The organism is Streptomyces sp. NPDC021100 (assembly GCF_044333095.1).
Classification (GTDB): Bacteria; Actinomycetota; Actinomycetes; order Streptomycetales; family Streptomycetaceae; genus Streptomyces.
The window spans coordinates 19,424-37,377 of the sequence record NZ_JBIRQH010000012.1 but is presented as its reverse complement, the minus strand read 5'-3'; the positions used below and the strand labels follow the sequence as shown (position 1 = coordinate 37,377).

At 73.8% G+C, this 17,954-nt stretch carries 12 protein-coding genes; 6 read left to right on the top strand and 6 right to left on the bottom strand.

The window, feature by feature from the left end; translation table 11 throughout:
- Positions 1-134 precede the first annotated feature (134 nt).
- Positions 135-1,445 carry a DUF6397 family protein gene (locus ACH4PU_RS21620; RefSeq protein ID WP_398274287.1) on the top strand — a complete coding sequence of 437 codons (1,311 nt, stop codon included), beginning with the start codon at positions 135-137 and terminating at the stop codon, positions 1,443-1,445.
- Here the strand turns inward: ACH4PU_RS21620 and ACH4PU_RS21615 are convergent.
- Positions 1,429-1,791 carry a hypothetical protein gene (locus ACH4PU_RS21615; RefSeq protein WP_398274284.1) on the bottom strand — a complete coding sequence of 121 codons (363 nt, stop codon included), beginning with the start codon at positions 1,789-1,791 and terminating at the stop codon, positions 1,429-1,431. The genes ACH4PU_RS21620 and ACH4PU_RS21615 overlap by 17 nt on opposite strands.
- A 193-nt stretch (positions 1,792-1,984) precedes the next feature.
- Complete coding sequence (locus ACH4PU_RS21610; protein WP_398274281.1) at positions 1,985-4,498, bottom strand: DEAD/DEAH box helicase; 2,514 nt, start codon at positions 4,496-4,498, stop codon at positions 1,985-1,987.
- A gap of 133 nt (positions 4,499-4,631) precedes the next feature.
- Here ACH4PU_RS21610 and ACH4PU_RS21605 point away from each other — a divergent pair, with 133 nt between their 5' ends.
- The 3 genes from ACH4PU_RS21605 to ACH4PU_RS21595 all read left to right on the top strand — a co-directional run bounded on the left by ACH4PU_RS21605 (position 4,632) and on the right by ACH4PU_RS21595 (position 8,551).
- Positions 4,632-5,417: a metal-dependent hydrolase gene (locus ACH4PU_RS21605; protein WP_398274278.1), complete on the top strand. Its 786-nt coding sequence runs from the start codon at positions 4,632-4,634 to the stop codon at positions 5,415-5,417.
- A gap of 87 nt (positions 5,418-5,504) precedes the next feature.
- Complete coding sequence (locus ACH4PU_RS21600) at positions 5,505-6,809, top strand: hypothetical protein (RefSeq protein WP_398274275.1); 1,305 nt, start codon at positions 5,505-5,507, stop codon at positions 6,807-6,809.
- A 161-nt stretch (positions 6,810-6,970) separates the two neighbouring features.
- Positions 6,971-8,551 (top strand): FAD-dependent monooxygenase, encoded by a 1,581-nt coding sequence (locus ACH4PU_RS21595; RefSeq protein WP_398274272.1) that lies wholly within the window; start codon positions 6,971-6,973, stop codon positions 8,549-8,551.
- A 24-nt stretch (positions 8,552-8,575) separates the two neighbouring features.
- Here the strand turns inward: ACH4PU_RS21595 and ACH4PU_RS21590 are convergent, their stop codons facing one another.
- The gene (locus tag ACH4PU_RS21590) at positions 8,576-10,354 is read right to left on the bottom strand and encodes an ABC transporter ATP-binding protein (RefSeq protein WP_398274269.1); all 1,779 of its coding nucleotides are present in this window, start codon (positions 10,352-10,354) and stop codon (positions 8,576-8,578) included.
- The gene (locus ACH4PU_RS21585; protein ID WP_398274266.1) at positions 10,351-12,168 is read right to left on the bottom strand and encodes an ABC transporter transmembrane domain-containing protein; all 1,818 of its coding nucleotides are present in this window, start codon (positions 12,166-12,168) and stop codon (positions 10,351-10,353) included. Before ACH4PU_RS21585 ends, ACH4PU_RS21590 begins: the two co-directional genes overlap by 4 nt.
- Positions 12,169-12,342: 174 nt before the next feature.
- On the opposite strand from ACH4PU_RS21585, the gene ACH4PU_RS21580 reads away from it, so the two are divergent.
- Positions 12,343-13,968, top strand: coding sequence for a peptide-N4-asparagine amidase (locus tag ACH4PU_RS21580; RefSeq protein WP_398274263.1), 1,626 nt, complete (start codon positions 12,343-12,345; stop codon positions 13,966-13,968).
- Between the two features lie 6 nt (positions 13,969-13,974).
- On the opposite strand, the gene ACH4PU_RS21575 is transcribed toward ACH4PU_RS21580, so the two are convergent.
- Positions 13,975-14,424, bottom strand: coding sequence for a MarR family transcriptional regulator (locus ACH4PU_RS21575; RefSeq protein WP_398274260.1), 450 nt, complete (start codon positions 14,422-14,424; stop codon positions 13,975-13,977).
- A gap of 271 nt (positions 14,425-14,695) precedes the next feature.
- Between ACH4PU_RS21575 and ACH4PU_RS21570 the strand changes: the two genes are divergently transcribed.
- Positions 14,696-16,501 carry an ABC transporter ATP-binding protein gene (locus ACH4PU_RS21570; RefSeq protein ID WP_398274257.1) on the top strand — a complete coding sequence of 602 codons (1,806 nt, stop codon included), beginning with the start codon at positions 14,696-14,698 and terminating at the stop codon, positions 16,499-16,501.
- A 160-nt stretch (positions 16,502-16,661) separates the two neighbouring features.
- On the opposite strand, the gene ACH4PU_RS21565 is transcribed toward ACH4PU_RS21570, so the two are convergent.
- Positions 16,662-17,903, bottom strand: a complete 1,242-nt coding sequence (locus ACH4PU_RS21565) for an SGNH/GDSL hydrolase family protein (RefSeq protein WP_398274254.1) — start codon at positions 17,901-17,903, stop codon at positions 16,662-16,664.
- Positions 17,904-17,954 lie beyond the last annotated feature (51 nt).

Here is a 17,954-nt window from a genome sequence, read left to right as displayed (position 1 = left end):
CCGGCCTGGTGGGACGGGGCGAGCCGCCTTGCCGTGAGAGCGCGCCGACGTGACGGGAGCGACGCCTGAGGCGTTGTCAGACCCCTCCTCTACAGTCGTCACTGAGAGTAATCGACTAGTGGCGGGAAAGTGTCATGGCGGATCGGTACACGTCCGTAAGCGCGGCGGAGAGCGGCGTCCCCTTCGGGCGCGCGGCGCGGGAACTGGGGTTGAAGGTCGGCGAGTTGGACCTCGCCGTGCAGCTCGGCGAGGTGCGGACGGTCGCGTCCGGGCCGGAGGGTCCATGGCGGGTCCTCGGGGAGGACATCGAGCGGCACCGGTCGGCCGAAGGGTTCCCCGACGCCCTCCGGGCGCGGTTGCGGACGGTCGGCACGGCGGAGGGCGCCGAGCTGGCGGGCATCGCCCCGGCGCGCTTCACCCGGCTGGCCCGGGGCGGCCTCCTCGTCCCGGTGCGGTTCTGGATCAACCGCTACGGGGCGGTCGTCTGGCGGTACCTCGCGTCGGACGTCGTCGAGTTCGCCGAACGCCGGCCGGCCCTGCTGACCGGCAGACTCCCGGCCGACCTCCGCGCGGCGTCGGACGACGGTGGCGACCGGCGGGGCATGCGCTGGCGCGGCCTGCGCGTGGAACAGCTGGAGGCCCAGGCCGGGGATCCCTGGCGGCGGGCGGCGGCCGCCGCGGCCGTCCTCTCCCCGGACCGGCTGGTTCCCGCCGTCCCCGACCCGGTCGCCCGCGCCTGGCTCGGCGCCCACCGCCCGGCGCTGACCTCGGCACGGCCGTCGGCGCCCGCCGGACGCGCGGCGGTGGAGGGGCTGGTGTTCGCCGACGGGCCCGATGAGGTCGCGCACTACCAGGCGCGCGTGGCGGCCCTGACCGCCGAGGCCCGGGGCTGCGGAGCGCCGCCCGGGCCGGAGGGCGCCGGGCCGGGGGACGTCGGATACGGGGTGGGTACGGCCGTCGGCGGCGGGGCCCTTCTGTTCGTGCCGTCGCCGGGCGTGCCCCCGAGCGCGGAGTCCGCGGGCCGGGGGACCGTTGGTGCCGCCCCGGGCGATCGGGTGCCACCGCCCGCACCCGCACCGGCGGGTGAACCGGGTCCGGTCGAAGGGGAACGGGCGGCTGCGGGGGCCGGCGGCGCGGCGTCGGATCCGCGCCCGCCGAGCGGCACCCGCGTCCCGCGCGCGGGAAGCGACGTGCTCGGCGCCGGTGTCCCCGCTCAGCCGGCCGCCCCCGGTGGCATGCGCTCCGTGTGGCGGGCTCTCGACCGGCTCCTCGCGCGGGGCGGACGGCCCGGAGCGTCGGCCCGCCGGGAGCGTTCCGCCGGGTGGTCACGCACGGTGCCGGGACTTCCCCGGCGGCGGAGGGCCGGGCGGCCGGCGCGGTGGTGTCCCGAGGACGCGGGCGCGCGAAGGCGGTCTCCGTCCGGGCGGATCAGCGGACGACCTTGATGCTGGGGGGTGCCGAAACCGAGGGCGAAGCCGATGGCGGAGTGCATGTGGGCGCCCGCCGGCTGCTCCTCGGCCCGGACAGGGCGGCGACCGCGTCGTGGCCGTCGATGCCGTTGCCGACCGGCTCGGGCGCCCGCTCGGCGGCGTCGGCGAAGGTGTGCGGCTCGACGCCCGGGTGGCCGGCGAGCCAGGTGCCGAACGGCGGGGCGCCCATCATGTCGGGCTCGGTGCGGGCGAGCGTCGCCTCCGGGTCGCGCGTGCCGACGTACACCTCGTGCCCGAGCCCGGCGAGCCGGGCGATACGGGCCCGCGCGCCGCCGCTGATACCGAGGACAGCGATCTTCATGGGGGAATCATCCCGTTTGTTCCTTGGGCGATTCCCACGGTAGGAAGGATGTAGGACAGTGGGTGTCCTTTGCGGCAGGCAAAGTGAAGATCATCGCGAGCGGCGCGACCGGCCGCCCCCTCCTCCCGCGTGCCACCGCCGCCCGGGCCCGGCCCGTGTCGGGGCAGGGTCCGGGCGGCGGGAACGGCGGGCGTCAGAGCTGGCCCACGTCCATGACGCGGATCACCGCGCGGCCCTCCTCGTCCGACGCCGCGAGGTCCACCTCGGCCGAGATGCCCCAGTCGTGGTCGCCGTTCGGGTCCGCGAAAGTCTGGCGGACGCGCCAGAGGCCGTCCTCCGGCTTCTCCTCGATGCGCAGCAGCTTGGGTCCGCGCGCGTCCGGGCCCGTGCCCAGCTCCTCGTACTCGTCCCAGTAGGCGTCCATCGCGGCGCCCCAGCGCTCCTCGTCCCAGCCGGACTCGGCGTCCATCTCGCCGAGTTCGCCGACCCGGTCGAGGGCGGCCAGCTCGACGCGGCGGAACAGCGCGTTGCGGACCAGCACCCGGAAGGCACGGGCGTTGGCCGTGACCGGCTTGACCTGGTCGGCGCGGTCCTGCGCCTCCTCGGCCGTCTCCTCCTCCGGGTTCGCGAGCTGCTCCCACTCGTCCAGCAGGCTGGAGTCCACCTGCCGCACCATCTCGCCCAGCCAGGCGATCAGGTCCTCGAAGTCGTCCGACTTCAGGTCGTCCGGCACGGTGTGGTCCAGCGCCTTGTACGCGCTCGCCAGGTAGCGCAGCACGATCCCCTCGGTGCGCGCCAGGTCGTAGTGGGAGGTGAACTCCGTGAAGGTCATCGCCCGTTCGTACATGTCGCGGATGACGGACTTGGGCGACAGCGGGTGGTCGCCCACCCACGGGTGGCTCTTGCGGTAGACGTCGTAGGCGTGCGTCAGCAGCTCCTCCAGCGGCTTGGGGTAGCTGATGTCCATCAGCCGCTCCATCCGCTCCTCGTACTCGACGCCGTCGGCCTTCATCTCCGCGACCGCCTCGCCGCGGGCCTTGTTCTGCTGCGCGGCGAGGATCTGCCGGGGGTCGTCCAGCGTCGACTCCACGACCGACACCATGTCGAGCGCGTAGGACGGCGACTCCGGGTCCAGCAGCTCGAACGAGGCGAGGGCGAAGGTGGACAGCGGCTGGTTGAGGGCGAAGTCCGACTGGAGGTCCACCGTCAGCCGGACGATGCGGCCCTCGGCGTCGGGCTCGTCGAGCCGCTCCACCACGCCGCCGTCCAGCAGCGAGCGGTAGATGGCGATGGCCCGGCGGATGTGCCGCAGCTGGTTCCGCCGCGGCTCGTGGTTGTCCTCCAGGAGCCGGCGCATCGCCTCGAAGGCGTTGCCCGGCCGGGCGATGACCGCCAGCAGCATCGCGTGCGTGACCCGGAACCGGGAGGTGAGCTGCTCGGGCTCGGAGGCGATGAGCTTCTCGAAGGTGTTCTCGGTCCAGCCGACGAAGCCCTCCGGCGCCTTCTTGCGGACCACCTTGCGGCGCTTCTTCGGGTCGTCGCCCGCCTTCGCCAGCGCCTTCTCGTTCTCGATGACGTGGTCCGGGGCCTGGGCGACGACGAAGCCCGCCGTGTCGAAGCCGGCCCGCCCGGCGCGGCCCGCGATCTGGTGGAACTCCCGCGCCCGCAGCGTGCGCACCCGCTGCCCGTCGTACTTGGTCAGGGCGGTGAACAGCACCGTGCGGATGGGCACGTTGACGCCCACGCCCAGGGTGTCCGTACCGCAGATCACCTTCAGCAGCCCGGCCTGCGCCAGCCGCTCCACCAGCCGCCGGTACTTCGGCAGCATGCCCGCGTGGTGCACTCCGATGCCGTGCTTGACGAACCGGGAAAGGTTCCGGCCGAACTTGGTCGTGAACCGGAAGTTGCCGATCAGCTTGGCGATCTCGTCCTTCTCCTCGCGCGAGCACATGTTGATGCTCATCAGCGCCTGCGCCCGTTCGACGGCCGCCGCCTGCGTGAAGTGGACGATGTAGACCGGCGCCTGCCGGGTCTGGAGGAGTTCGGTGAGCGTCTCCGTCAGCGGCGTCGTGCGGTACTCGTACGACAGAGGGACGGGCCGGGTCGCCGAGCGCACCACCGCGGTGGGCCGGCCGGTGCGGCGGGTCAGGTCCTCCTCGAACCGGGAGACGTCGCCCAGCGTCGCCGACATCAGGACGAACTGCGCCTGGGGGAGCTCCAGCAGCGGGATCTGCCACGCCCAGCCGCGGTCCGGCTCCGCGTAGAAGTGGAACTCGTCCATCACGACCTGGCCGATGTCGGCGTCCTTGCCGTCGCGCAGGGCGATGGAGGCCAGTACCTCGGCCGTACAGCAGATCACCGGGGCGTCGGCGTTCACCGAGGCGTCGCCGGTGAGCATGCCGACGTTCTCGGTACCGAAGATCTTGCAGAGGTCGAAGAACTTCTCCGATACCAGCGCCTTGATCGGCGCGGTGTAGAAGGTCACCTGGTCGTTGGCGAGCGCCGTGAAGTGCGCCCCGGCCGCCACCAGGCTCTTGCCCGAGCCGGTCGGTGTGGAAAGGATCACGTTCGCCCCGGAGACCACCTCGATCAGCGCCTCCTCCTGGGCGGGGTACAGCGTGATGCCCCGCTCCTCGGCCCAGGTCGAGAAGGCCTCGAAGAGGGCATCGGGGTCGGCATGGCTCGGCATCTGATCGATAAGGGTCACACCCCCATACTGCCTGCCCCCTGCCCGGATCAGGGAACCGGCCGGTCGAACGATGATCATCAGGGCATTACGCTGAGTCGCCGACACGGCGTCAGAAAGGGAAAGGCGCCGGCGGTGAAGGGGCGGAACGACCATGATGGGACCGGCGCACTCGCTCTCCGGGGCCGCGGCCTGGCTGGGGGTGGGAGCCGCCGCCGCGGGCGCCGGACACCCGATGCCCTGGCCGGTGCTCGCCGTCGGCGCCCTGATCTGCGCCGGAGCCGCCCTGGCCCCGGACCTCGATCACAAGTCGGCCACGATATCGCGCTCCTTCGGCCCGATATCGCGAACCCTCTGCGGCGTCATCGACGCCCTCTCCCACAGCGTCTACAAGGCCACCCGCGGCAAGGGCGACCCACGGCGCAACGGAGGCCACCGCACCCTCACCCACACCGCGGTCTGGGCGGTGCTCATCGGCGCCGGCACCTCCCTGCTGGCCGTGGAGGGCGGCCGCTGGGCCGTGCTCGGCATCCTCTTCGTCCACCTGGTGCTGGCCGTCGAAGGACTGCTCTGGCGGATGGCCCGGACCTCCAGCGACGTCCTCGTCTGGCTGCTCGGAGCCACCAGCGCCTGGATCCTGGCCGGGGTGCTCGACCGGCCCGGCAACGGATCCGACTGGCTGTTCACCGACCACCCCTACCTCTGGCTCGGCCTGCCCATCGTGCTCGGCGCCCTCGTGCACGACATCGGGGACGCCCTGACCGTCTCCGGCTGCCCGATCCTCTGGCCGCTCCCCATCGCCCGCAAGCGCTGGTACCCCGTCGGACCGCCGAAGTCGATGCGCTTCCGGGCCGGCAGCCGAGTGGAGGTCAAGGTGCTCATGCCGCTCTTCATGCTGCTCGGCGGCATAGGGGGAATCGGCGCGCTGAACCTGCTCTGAGGCCCGGGCGCACCGGCCACCGGGCCGTCGTCCGGCACCTCGCGAGAAGCTTGACGACCTGTCGGACGCGCCCCCTACGGTGGCCCCATGCCTGCCGCCTCACCGATCCCCTCCCCGCTCTACTACGTGGACTCCTACGACCTGTTGAAGGAAGTCGCCACCCGGCTGCGCCTGACCACCGGTCCCCGCGACCCGCTCCCCGAGGGGCTGTGGCAGAAGAACCGCGCGATACGCCGGCACGCCCAGGAGGCGGCCGAGGACGAGAAGCGGACCGAGCGGCGCCGCGCGTCGTTCGAGGGGCTGATACGGGACCCCGACCAGGAGTGGGCACGCGCGACCACCGGCTTCCGGCCGGGCTCCCTGGCCGGGTTCTTCGCCCGCGCCGACCTGCCGCCCTTCCTGGCGGCCTGGCGCGACGGCGAGGCCGCCTGGCCCTTCGCCGACGCCCCCTTCCCCCGCGACTTCCTCCTCTCCTCTCACCCGCTGCTGCGGCTGCGCGCCCTCCTGCCCGACTGGCCCGAGCCGGGCTACGGACGCGACCGCGTCCACCTGGACGCCGAGGAGCAGACGGCGGCCGGGCTGCTGCTGGCCCGCGCCGGCCGGTACGACCTGCTCGGGCAGGTCGTGGCCACGGGCGCCCGGGCGCTCCTCGCCCCGGTCCGCCCGGCCTTCGAAACGTCCCTGCGCGAGCGGAGCGTACGGGCGCTGCGCACGGCCCTGGCCGCCGACCGGCGCCGCCGCGACCGCCTCTTCCGGCGTTTCGCCGCGGAGGCCGACCCGGAGCCCGACGAACGGTGGATCCCGGTCGACTGGGACGCCGTACGGCAAGCGGTGGTCGCCGACGGTCCACTCCTGCGCGAGCGGGCCCCCGAGATCGTGTCCCACCCCGAGTGCCCGCTGGACCTGCGCGTCCTGGTGGCCACCCGAGGGGCGGACCAATTCGTGTGGTCCCGGCTCCTCTCGGACCGCCCCACGGGCCTGCACCTGCTGCGCACCCTGCCGATGCGGCCGGACCGCTCCCTGGCGGTGCCCTTCTCGTACGCGGGCGAGGCCGGTGTCGGCGTCGGCGACCTCCTCGACCTCGCGCACCCCGCCGACCTCCTGCTGCGGGACGCGGCGGGGCTGCCCGGGATCGCGCGGTGGCACCCGATGAAGTGCGTGATCACGGAGGACGACGAACGGGGGCCGAGGCGCTTGGCCCGGGGCATCACGGAGGCGGCCGACCGCCGGCTCGGCGACGACCCCGGCGCCTGGACCATCGGCTGCCGCCTTGTGTCGGGCCGCCGCTTCACCGGCTCGGTGAACGAACTGTTCGCCCGGGCGACGGCAGGCCGGCCCCGCCCGAGGACCGGCCGTGACGACGACCGCGTATCGACGACGGGAGGCACCTGACCCCGGACGGAGCCCGGCACCGCGAGAACGCCGGCCACCGGACGGTCCACCGCCGACGCCCGGACATTGCGGCCGGCCGCCGGAGGCGGATGATGGGCCTCATGGCGGTGCGACCGTGGCCTGCGCCCCGTCGGCCCCTACGCGAGCGGGAGGACCGCGGCATGCCCGTACCGGACGCCGGGACCGAAACGGACGTGCTGATCGTCGGAGGCGGGCCGGTCGGGCTCACCGCCCGGGCCCTCCTGGAACGCTGGGGCGTGCGGGCGCTGCTGGTCGAGAAGCACCGCGCGCTGTCGCCCTTCCCGCGCTCCCGGCTGGTCAACGTGCGCTCGATGGAGATCTTCCGCGGGCTCGGGACGGCCGCCGGGATCACCGCCGCCGCGTTCGCGCCGGAGTACGGCCGCATCCGCTTCCGCGACACCATGGACGGCCCGGACTTCGCGTCCGCGGCGATGGCCGGGATCAACGCGCCGGTGCCCGAGAGCCCCGTACGAGGGGTGGTGACCTCACAGGACCGCCTGGAGCCCCTCCTGCTCGACGCGGCGGACGGCCCCGTCCGGTTCGGGACGGAGCTGACCGCCTTGACCGAGGACACCGACGGCGTCGAGGCCCTCCTCGTCGACCGCGACAGCGGTGCCGGGACTCGCGTCCGCGCCCGCCACGTCCTCGCCGCCGACGGCGCGCACTCCACCGTCCGGCGCCTGCTGGGCATCGGCACCACGGGCCCCGGCGCCCTGGGGGACATCACCACCGTCGTCTTCGACGCCGACCTCGGCCGCTGGAGCGCCGACCGGCCCGCCGGGGTCTACTTCACCGCGCACGGCTCCCTTCTCCCGCTCTACCCGGAGGGCGGCTGGTCCTGGTTCGCTCCCACCCCCGACGACCCCGAGCACGCCGACTGGGCCGGGATCGTCGCCCGTGCCCTCGGCCCCGGCGTACAGACGGAAATCGAGGTGCTGCGGGTGCAGCAGTGGGTGATGCACGCGTTCGTCGCCGAGGAATTCCGGCACGGCCGCGTCCTGCTGGCCGGGGACGCCGCGCACGCGATGCCCATCATCGGCGGCCTGGGCATGAACACCGGCGTCGCCGACGCGCACAACCTGTGCTGGAAACTGGCGGGGGTACTCCAGGGCTGGGCAGGATCACGCCTGTTGCACACCTACGCGGCGGAACGCCGGCCCGTCGCCCAGCGGACGCTCCGCCAAACGGTCGCCAACCCCCGCCTTCTCCACCAGGTGCAGCGGCACCGCCAGGAGCAGCTCCGAAGCGGCGACCCGGCACCGGAACAGATCGAACCGCCCTGGTCCGAGGAGTACTTCGCGCAACTCGGCCTCGTCCTCGGCGCCGTCTACCGCTCCGCCGCCGTCCTCACCGGCGACGGCACCCCATCCGAACCGCCCGACAGCGGAACGGACTACGTCCCCACGGCGGAGCCGGGCCACCGCCTGCCGCACCTCTGGCTCACCCCCGACCGCTCCACCCTCGACACCCTCGGCGCATGGTTCACCGTCCTCACCCCGGACCCCGCCCGCTGGGAGCGGCAGGCCGGGGCCGCCGCGCCCTGGCCGCTGCGCGTCGAGCCCCTCCCGTGCGAGCACCTCGGCGCCTGCCGCCTCGGCCCGCGCGGAGCGCTGCTCGTCCGCCCCGACGGCCACATCGCCGCCCGCTGGTCCGACGCGCCGCCCGGCGGCGACACCCTCCGCCACGCCCTCTCCGCGATGACCGGCTCGACGCCCCCTTGACGAGCCACGCGAGCCGAACCGGGCCTACCGCTGCCAGGACCGCCACAGCGCCGCGTACGTCCCGTCCGCCGCCACCAGCTCCTCGTGGCTGCCCAGCTCGCTGATCCGGCCGCCCTCCGCGACCGCGATCACGTCGGCGTCGTGGGCCGTGTGCAGCCGGTGGGCGATGGCCACGACCGTCCGGCCGTCCAGCACCCTGGCCAGGGAGCTCTCCAGGCGCCGGGCCGCCCGCGGGTCCAGCAAGGACGTCGCCTCGTCCAGCACCAGGGTGTGCGGGTCGGCCAGCACCAGCCGCGCCAGCGCGATCTGCTGGGCCTGGGCCGGGGTGAGGGCGAGCCCGCCGGAACCCACCTCGGTGTCCAGCCCGCTCTCCAGCGCCCGCGCCCACTCCTCGGCGTCCACCACCTTCAGCGCCGCCCACAGCTCCTCGTCGCCGGCGCCGGACCGGGCCAGCAGCAGGTTGTCGCGCAGCGAGCCGACGAAGACGTGGTGCTCCTGGTTGACCAGCGCCACATGCCGCCGCACCCGCTCGGTCGGCATCCGGGACAGTTCGGCGCCGCCCAGGGTCACGGTGCCGGAGCGGGGTGCGTAGATCCCCGCCAGCAGCCGGCCCAGCGTCGACTTGCCCGCGCCGGACGGGCCGACCAGCGCCACCCGCGTACCGGGCGGCACGTCCAGGGACACGTCGTGCAGCACGTCGTTCCCCGGGGCGTAGCCGAAGCGGACGGCGTCCGCCCGCACGGCCCGGCCCTCGGGCCGCACCGCCTCGTCGCCTCCGGCGGGCTCGATCTCGCGGACGCCCACCAGCCGGGCCAGTGACACCTGGGCGACCTGGAGCTCGTCGTACCAGCGCAGCACGATGCCGACCGGTTCGGTCAGCATCTGGGCGAACAGCGCGCCGGTCGTCAACTGGCCGACGGAGATCCACCCCTGGAGGACGAAGACCCCGCCGAGGAGCAGCACCGAGCCGATCACCAGCGCGTGCGTCATGTTGACCACGGGGTAGAACACCGTGCGCAGCCAGAGCGTGTAGCGCTCCCACCGCGTCCACTCGAGGATCCGGCGGTCGGACAGGGCCACCCGGCGCGCGCCCAGCCGGTGCGCCTCGATCGTGCGCCCGGCGTCCACCGTCTCGGCCAGGGAAGCGGCGACCGCGGCGTAGCCCGCCGCCTCCGAGCGGTAGGCGCGCGGGGCGCGCGGGAAGTACCAGCGGCAGCCGGCGATCAGCAGCGGCAGCGCCACCAGCACGGCCAGGGCGAGCGGCGGCGCCGTCACCGTCAGCGCGCCCAGCAGCAGCGCGCCCCACACGACCCCGATGGCCAGCTCGGGGACCGCCTCCCGCATGGCGTTCGCCAGGCGGTCGACGTCGGTGGTGATCCGGGACAGCAGGTCGCCGGTGCCCGCGCGTTCCAGGACGCCCGGCGGCAGCCGTACCGAGCGGACGAGGAAGTCCTCGCGCAGGTCCGCGAGCATCTCCTCGCCGAGCATCGCGCCGCGCACCCGCGTCATGCGGGTGAACAGCGTCTGCACGGCGAGGGCCACCGCGAACAGGGAGATCACCGGTCCCAGGCGGACGGCCGCGTCCTGTGACAGGTCCTCGACGAGGCCGCCGAGCAGGTACGGGCCCACCATCGAGGCCGTCACCGCGACGGCGTTGACCGCCACCAGCAGGGCCAGTGCCCGCCGGTGCCGGCGCGCCAGCTCCCGTACGCAGCGGCGGACGGTCGCCGGTCCGCCGACCGGCAGGGTGGTCGCCGACTCCGGCGCCGCCGGGTCGTAGGAGGGCGGTGCCACACCGATCATGCCGAGTCCCCGATCCGTCCGTTCGCCGACGCGCTCCCCGCCTCCGTGAGTACGGAGTCCGGGCCCGGACCGCCGTCCGCCGCGCGGGCGACCGCGGCGTGGTAGGCCCGATCCGTGCGCAGGAGTTCGTCGTGCCGTCCCGTGGCCACCACCCGTCCGTCCCGCACCATCACCACGCGGTCCGCGCGGTCGAGCAACAGCGGACTGGAGGTGAACACCACCGTCGTGCGCCCCTCGCGCAGGGCGCGCACGCCCTCGCCGACCCGGGCCTCGGTGTGCGCGTCCACGGCCGACGTCGGCTCGTCCAGCACCAGCACCTCCGGATCCGTCACCAGCGACCGGGCGAGCGCCAGCCGCTGCCGCTGGCCGCCCGACAACGACCGTCCCCGCTCGGTGATATAGGTGGCCATGGCCCCGGCCGACCGATCGGCTGATGAGCGTTCCAACGAGTCCAGGACGTCGTCGCAGCACGCCGCCACCAGAGCGGCCTCGGGCGACACCCGCCCGGACGACGGTACGTCCAGCAGCTCCGCCAGGGTTCCCGAGAGCAGCACCGGGTCCTTGTCCTGCACCAACACCGCCTCCCGCGCGGCCGCCAGCGGCACCTCGTCCAGGGCCACCCCGCCGAGCAGCACCGACGGCGTCCCCGCCGGCGCCTTGGGAGCGTGGCCGCCGAGCCGGTCGGCGAGCAGGCCGGCGGCGTCCGGGTCCCCGCACACCACCGCCGTCAACTCCCCGGCCCGGGCGCGCAGTCCCGTCACCGGGTCGTGGAGGTCACCACCGAGCGCGCGTCCGGCGTCCGCGCCGGCCGGCTCCGCCGTACGCCGCAGCGCCAGCAGCCGGGCGGCCCGCTCGGCCGAGGGCCGCGAGAAGGAGTAGGCCATGGCCGCCTCCTCGAACTGCCGCAGCGGAAAGAGGAGGAACGTGACCACGCCGTAGACGGTCACCAACTCGCCCACGCCGACCCGGCCGTCGCGGACCAGCCCCACCCCGATCCACACCACCGCGATCATCAACAGCCCCGGCAGCAACACCTGAACCGCCGCGATCAGCGCCCACATCCGCGCGCTGCGCACGGCGGCCTCCCGCACCTCCTGCGACGCCCGGCGGTACCGGGTGAGGAACAGCTCCTCGCCGCCGATGCCGCGCAGCACCCGCAGCCCCGCGACGGTGTCCGACGCCAGCTCGGTGGCATGGCCCGCCAACTCCCGCTGCTCGTCGGCCCGGCGCGTCGCCGGTGGCAGCAACGGCAGGACGGCTAGCACCAGCAGCGGTACCCCGACCGCCACCACCGTGCCGAGGACCGGCTGGTAGAGCACCAGGCCCGCGCAGACGGCGAGCGTGGTGACCGCCGCCGAGAGGAACCGCGACTCGGTCTCCACGAACCAGCCGATGTGCTCCACGTCCGCCGTCGAGACCGTGACGATCTCACCGGCGGCGACGCGCCGCGTCAGAGTGGAGCCCAACTCGGCCGCCTTCCGGGCCAGCAGCTGCTGCAAACGGGCCGCCGCGGTGATCCAGTTGGTGACGGACGCCCGGTGGAGCATCGTGTCACCGAGCGCCGTGAGCGCGCCCAGCAGCAGCATCAGGCCGCCCGCCGGCGCCAGCCGGGTCCCCGAGCGGTCGACCACGGCCTGCACCGCCATGCCCAGGGGTAACGGGAACAGGGCCACGGCGGCCATGTGCAGCACCCCCCACCCCAGGGCCGCCGACTGCCCGCCCAACTGGCGGCGGCTCAGCCACGCCAGGAGGCGGAGACCGGACCGGACGTCCGGCACTCCGGGGTCGGCATAGGGGAGATCGCGAATACGCATGACGTCCCAACGACGTGAAGGGGGAGGGGAGAAGGGGATCCGTGACAGCGTCGCCCTCCCGGCGCGCCGAGTTCAACCGAATTTCCGGCGCCCCGGCGGCCCGGCCACACCACGCGAGCATCAGGCCAAAGCTCTACTGGTGCGCCGCGCCACAACGCGCTTCACTCCTGCCGCATGAGACGACTGTTGCGCGCACTGTGCGCCGGGGCCGCCGCCCTGGCCCTGGGTGCCGGCCCCGCCCTGGCCGCGGGTTCGCCGGAACCGCCCACCGAGTTCGGCACCGACTGGCACGACCCCGTCACCGCCGCGCCCCCGGTGTCCGTACCGGACACCGCCTCCTGCACCGTGACCCTCGCGGACACCGAATTCCGCGACTACACGCCCTACAAGAGCACCTATACGCCCCCCAAGGGCTGCGGAACCCGCTGGAACAAGGTCGTCCTGCGCCTCGACGGATCGGTCGCCGGACGCCAGTACGACCGCCTCGGCTACCTGCGCGTCGGCGGCGTCGAGGTGCTGCGCACCTCCACCCCCGAGCCGTCGCCGGACGGCATAGCGTGGAAGGTCGAGAAGGACGTCACGCGGTACGCCGCCACCCTCCGCTCCCCGCAGCCCGTCGAGATGCTCATCGGCAATCTCGTCAACGAGACGTACACCGGCGTCATCAAGGTCAGGGCGACCCTCACCTTCTACGCGGCCGACGGCCGGCACCGCCCGGCCGCCGGCCCCGACCGGGTGCTCACGCTGGACGGCGCCCATGAGGCGGGCACGGCGTACGAGAGCACGGTGACCACGCCCCGCAACAGCGAACGGATCGTCGCCGAGGTCTACGCGACCGGCTCCGGCGGCGGCTGCGAGGAGTTCTGGTACCTCACGGTGCCGGACGCGGCGCCCTACTCCTGCAAGGCCGCCGACGGCCCGTACCGCGAGGTCCGGGTGGCCGTCGACGGCAGGACCGCGGGGATCGCCGCACCCCACCCGACCATCTGGACCGGCGGCTGGTCCAACCCCTTCCTCTGGTACGTGATCCCGGCCCCGCGCGCGTTCGACGTGCGTCCGCTGGAGTACGACCTCACCCCGTTCGCCGGGCTGCTGAACGACGGCCGGCCGCACCGGATCACCGTCTCCGTCGCCGGAGTCCCCGCCGGGCAGAGCGGCTGGAGCACCCCCACCAACATCCTCGTCTGGCAGGACGCCAAGGCGTCCCGCGTCACCGGCGCGCTCACCGCGCACACCGAGGGCACGCCGAGGAACTCCACGGCCTACACACCCGGCGCGACCCACCGGTTCACCGCGGAGGGCGGCCACTCCCTGACCGTCTCCGGATACCTCGACACCTCGCACGGCAGGGTGGCGACCACCGTGCGCCGCACGGTCGCCGCCTCCTCCGCGCACCACTGGACCGAGGGCGAGGCGACGGACGGGCTGCGCGCCCGGTGGACCGACGACGAGACGGTCACCGTGCGCGGGCGCGGCCCCGCCACGACCACCCGCACCCAGCGCGCGTACACCCTGGACGGCGAGATCACCGGAGCCACCGGGCCGCGCCTGCGGACGGTGCTGACGACGGGCGACCGGGCGGAGAGCGTCACCCTGCGCGGCGGCGTACGGACCGGCTGGTCGCGGCTGGACGACACGTACACCGGCGACGCCGCCTACAACCAGAACGTGCCGCGCGACCAGCGGCACGCGACCGGCGTCTCGCGCGAGCGCTACCGTCTGACCGGGCCCGGCCTCTGCCACGACCGGACGATCGCCACCGCCCAGGGCGCGCTCACGGAGGACCGGAACCGCTGCTGACGCGGGTCAGCGCGGCGGATGACGGGGGAGCTGCCCCCGCATGAGCTCGCCCAGCAGGCCGCCGAGCAGATCGCGCTGCTCGGCGGTCAGCGGGGACAGGATCTCCTCCACCGCCGCGCGCCGCGCCTCGCGCATCGCGCGCAGGGTCTCGCGGCCCTGCTCGGTGAGCTCGATCCTTATCACCCGGCGGTTGGAGGGGTCGGGGACGCGGCGCACCGCGCCGTTCGCCTCCAGGGCGTCGACGAGGGTGGTGACCGCCCGGGGCACCACCTCCAGCAGCTCGGCCAGGTCGGCCATGCGCGGCGGTTCCTCGCAGTGCGCGACGGACCGCAGCAGACGGGACTGGGCGGGCGTGATGCCGACCGGGTCCAGATAGCGCTTCTGGGCGCGGTTGAGCCTTCGGGTCAGCCGCAGGAGCTGCTCGGCGAGCTGTCCGGACGTGTCGGGGACGGTCATCGGGCCAGATTATCAAGAGCAAGTACATTGTGAGCATAGGTAACAGTGAGCTATGCTCTCTACGAGGGCCGGCGACCGCCCTCGGCCCACGAGGCCGTGCTGTGCCGCTCCGTGCCGCCACCCGCGGCACCGCCCTGTTCGTTCGTCGCCCACCTTGCGCTGTTCCGTTCGTCTTTCGCTCGTCACCGCCCATCCGCACCGCCCGTCCGCACCGACCGCCGGACCGTCCCCACCGGACGTCCCACCGGATCGCCAGCGCCGAAGGAGCCCTTTGCGTCCCCACGAACCCGAATGGACCCCACCACCCCCCGACCCCGAACACCCCGCCCAAGTCCGGCGCATCCTGCGCCTGTTCCGCCCCTACCGCGGCCGCCTCGCCTTCGTGGGGCTGCTCGTCGCCGCGTCCTCCCTGGTCACCGTGGCCTCGCCCTTCCTGCTGCGGGAGATCCTGGACGTCGCCATCCCGCGGGGCCGCACCGGGCTGCTCACCCTGCTCGTCCTCGGCATGATCGCCGCCGCGGTCGTCACCAGCGTCTTCGGCGTGCTCCAGACCCTCGTGTCCACCACGGTGGGCCAGCGGGTCATGCACGACCTGCGGACGGCCGTCTACGCCCGGCTGCAGAGCATGCCCCTCGCCTTCTTCACCCGGACCCGCACCGGAGAAGTGCAGTCCCGGATCGCCAACGACATCGGCGGCATGCAGGCCACGGTCACCTCCACGGCCACCTCACTGGTCTCCAACCTCACCAGCGTGGTCGCCTCGGTCGCCGCCATGCTGGCCCTCGACTGGCGGCTCACCGCCGTCTCGCTGCTCCTGCTGCCGCTGTTCGTATGGATCAGCCACCGCGTGGGCCGGGAGCGCAAGAAGGTCGCCTCGCAGCGGCAGAAGCAGATGGCCGCCATGGCCGCCATGGTCACCGAGTCGCTCTCCGTCAGCGGCATCCTCCTGGGCCGGACCATGGGCCGGGCCGACTCGCTCACCGCCGCCTTCGGCAAGGAGTCCGAGCGGCTGGTCGGCCTGGAGGTCAGGGCCAACATGGCCGGCCGCTGGCGGATGTCCACCATCGGCATCGTCATGGCGGCCATGCCCGCCCTCCTCTACTGGGCGGCCGGCATATCCCTGGAAACCGGCGGCCCCGCCCTGTCGATCGGCACGCTCGTCGCCTTCGTCTCCCTCCAGCAGGGCCTGCTGCGCCCGACCGTCGCCCTGCTGTCCACGGGCGTCCAGGTGCAGACCTCGCTCGCTCTCTTCCAGCGCATCTTCGAGTACCTCGACCTCCCGGTGGAGATCACCGAACCCGAGCGCCCGGTACGCCTGGAGAAGATCCGCGGAGAGGTCCGCTTCGAGGACGTCGGCTTCTCCTACGACGGGCCGGGCGCCACGCGGTCCACCCTCACCGGCATCGACCTCGTCGTCCCCGCGGGCGGCAGCCTCGCCGTCGTCGGCCCGACCGGCTCCGGCAAGAGCACCCTCGGCCATCTGGTGCCCCGGCTCTACGACGTCACCGGCGGCCGGGTGCTCATCGACGGGGTGGACGTCCGCGACCTCGACTTCGACACCCTCAGCCGGGCCGTGGGCATCGTCTCCCAGGAGACGTACCTGTTCCACGCCTCCGTCGCCGACAACCTGCGGTTCGCCAAACCGGACGCCGACGACGACGAGATCCGCGCCGCCGCCGAGGCCGCCCAGATCCACGACCACATCGCCTCCCTGCCCGACGGCTACGACACCCTCGTCGGCGAACGCGGACACCGCTTCTCCGGCGGCGAGCAGCAGCGGCTGGCCATCGCCCGCACCATCCTGCGCGACCCTCCCGTCCTCATCCTGGACGAGGCCACGTCCGCCCTGGACACCCGCACCGAACAGGCCGTGCAGAAGGCCATCGACGCGCTCTCCGAAGGCCGTACCACCATCACCATCGCGCACCGCCTCTCCACCGTCCGCGACGCGGACCAGATCGTGGTCCTCGACGGCGGACGCATAGCCGAGCGGGGGACGCACCGCGAACTCCTCGCCGCCGACGGCCGGTACGCGGCGCTGGTGCGCGGCGACGCCCGCCTCGCGGTGCCGGTCTGAGCGGTCTGCGCTGTACGGGCCGCGCTGGTCGGACGGGTTGATCGGACGGGCTGATCGGACGCGCCGGACGTACGGGTACGGGCTGGATGACCGCGGGCCGCGGGGCCGTTCGACACGGCCCCGCCCGTCGGCGCGCCACGCGGCAGCCCGGAGTGTGCCGTCAGAGTGCGGTCAGGTCCACCGCCTCCGCCATCACCCGGTACCCCGCATCGCCCGGGTGCTTGCGGTCGCCCGAGTCGTAGACGGGCGACAGGACTTCCGGGTCCTCGGCCGAGGCCAGGACGGCGGCGAAGTCCGCCACCGCGTCGAACTCACCCGAGCCGCGGATCCACTCGTTGACCGCCACCCGTTTCGCCTCCGCCCGGGGCGTGTGGTACTCGGAGCCCTTGAAGGGAAGGATGGTTCCACCGATCACTTTCAGACCGCGTTCACGCGTCCGCCGGATCACCTCGCGGTACCCCGCGATCAGTTCCCCGGCCGACACCTCGGCCGACGGCTCGTACATCGGCAGATCGACCTCGCTGAAACCGAGGTCGTTGAGACCGACGTGCACGATCACCGCGCGGACCCCGGGCTTGTCCAGCACGTCCCGTTCCAGCCGCGCGGAAGGCCGCTCGCCGAACCACGGCGAGTCGTGGAGCAGCAGATTGCCGCCGATCCCCGCGTTGAGGACGGCCCACGGCCGGCCCGCCGCCGCCAGCCGCTCGGCGAGGGCGTCCGGGTAGCGCCCGTTCGCCCCCGCGGAGGAGCCGAAGCCGTCCGTGATCGAGTCGCCCAGCGTCACGACCGCCCCTTCGGCCGCACCCTCCCCGGACAGCTCGATGTCGGACAGCAGGTACCAGGAGTGCGTGACCTCGTCGAACCCGGTGCCGGAGGTGTCCTCCGTCCGGTCGCCCGTGGCGCGGTAACTGTCGGCCCACGCCTGCGAGTGGAAGGTGACGGGCCCCGTCGGACCGTCGAAGTACAGCGTCAGCGCCAGGGAGTCGAACGTCGCGACCCGCAGCTCCACGGGATCGCTCACCACCTCCCCGCCGGCCGGTATCCGCACCGACGCCGCGCCGCCGAAGGTGACGGGCCGCCGCGACTCCGGCCGGACCGCGGCCCCGCCCGTGCTCAGGGCCAGGGCGGCGCCGTCGACGGTCAGCGGCCCGGTGCCGTAGCGGTGCGACAGCCGGACGCGCACCGACGTACCGCCGCTGGTCACCCGGACGACCTGGCGCACGGACTGCCGGGCGAACCCCGACTCGGACCAGTTCTTCCCGAAGCCGGCGCTCGGCCGCTGCACCGCCGCCGCCCACCCGGCCGCCCAAGCGGCCCGTGCCGCACCGCCGACGGGCGCCGCCGTCCCCGCGTGCTCCGCTTCCCGTACCGCCATGGCCTTCGACGTCATGGTCTTCCGCATGGTCTTCCGCTCCTCGTTCGCGTGATCTCCGCTGACGAGGAAGAGCCTGCC

Bases quoted from the DNA above. Each gene is read 5' to 3' on its own strand.
- ACH4PU_RS21620 (WP_398274287.1), top strand. From the start codon at position 135: ATGGCGGATCGGTACACGTCCGTAAGCGCGGCGGAGAGCGGCGTCCCC.
- ACH4PU_RS21615 (WP_398274284.1), bottom strand. From the start codon at position 1,791: ATGAAGATCGCTGTCCTCGGTATCAGCGGCGGCGCGCGGGCCCGTATC.
- ACH4PU_RS21605 (WP_398274278.1), top strand. From the start codon at position 4,632: ATGATGGGACCGGCGCACTCGCTCTCCGGGGCCGCGGCCTGGCTGGGG.
- ACH4PU_RS21600 (WP_398274275.1), top strand. From the start codon at position 5,505: ATGCCTGCCGCCTCACCGATCCCCTCCCCGCTCTACTACGTGGACTCC.
- ACH4PU_RS21595 (WP_398274272.1), top strand. From the start codon at position 6,971: ATGCCCGTACCGGACGCCGGGACCGAAACGGACGTGCTGATCGTCGGA.
- ACH4PU_RS21590 (WP_398274269.1), bottom strand. From the start codon at position 10,354: ATGATCGGTGTGGCACCGCCCTCCTACGACCCGGCGGCGCCGGAGTCG.
- ACH4PU_RS21585 (WP_398274266.1), bottom strand. From the start codon at position 12,168: ATGCGTATTCGCGATCTCCCCTATGCCGACCCCGGAGTGCCGGACGTC.
- ACH4PU_RS21580 (WP_398274263.1), top strand. From the start codon at position 12,343: ATGAGACGACTGTTGCGCGCACTGTGCGCCGGGGCCGCCGCCCTGGCC.
- ACH4PU_RS21575 (WP_398274260.1), bottom strand. From the start codon at position 14,424: ATGACCGTCCCCGACACGTCCGGACAGCTCGCCGAGCAGCTCCTGCGG.
- ACH4PU_RS21565 (WP_398274254.1), bottom strand. From the start codon at position 17,903: ATGCGGAAGACCATGACGTCGAAGGCCATGGCGGTACGGGAAGCGGAG.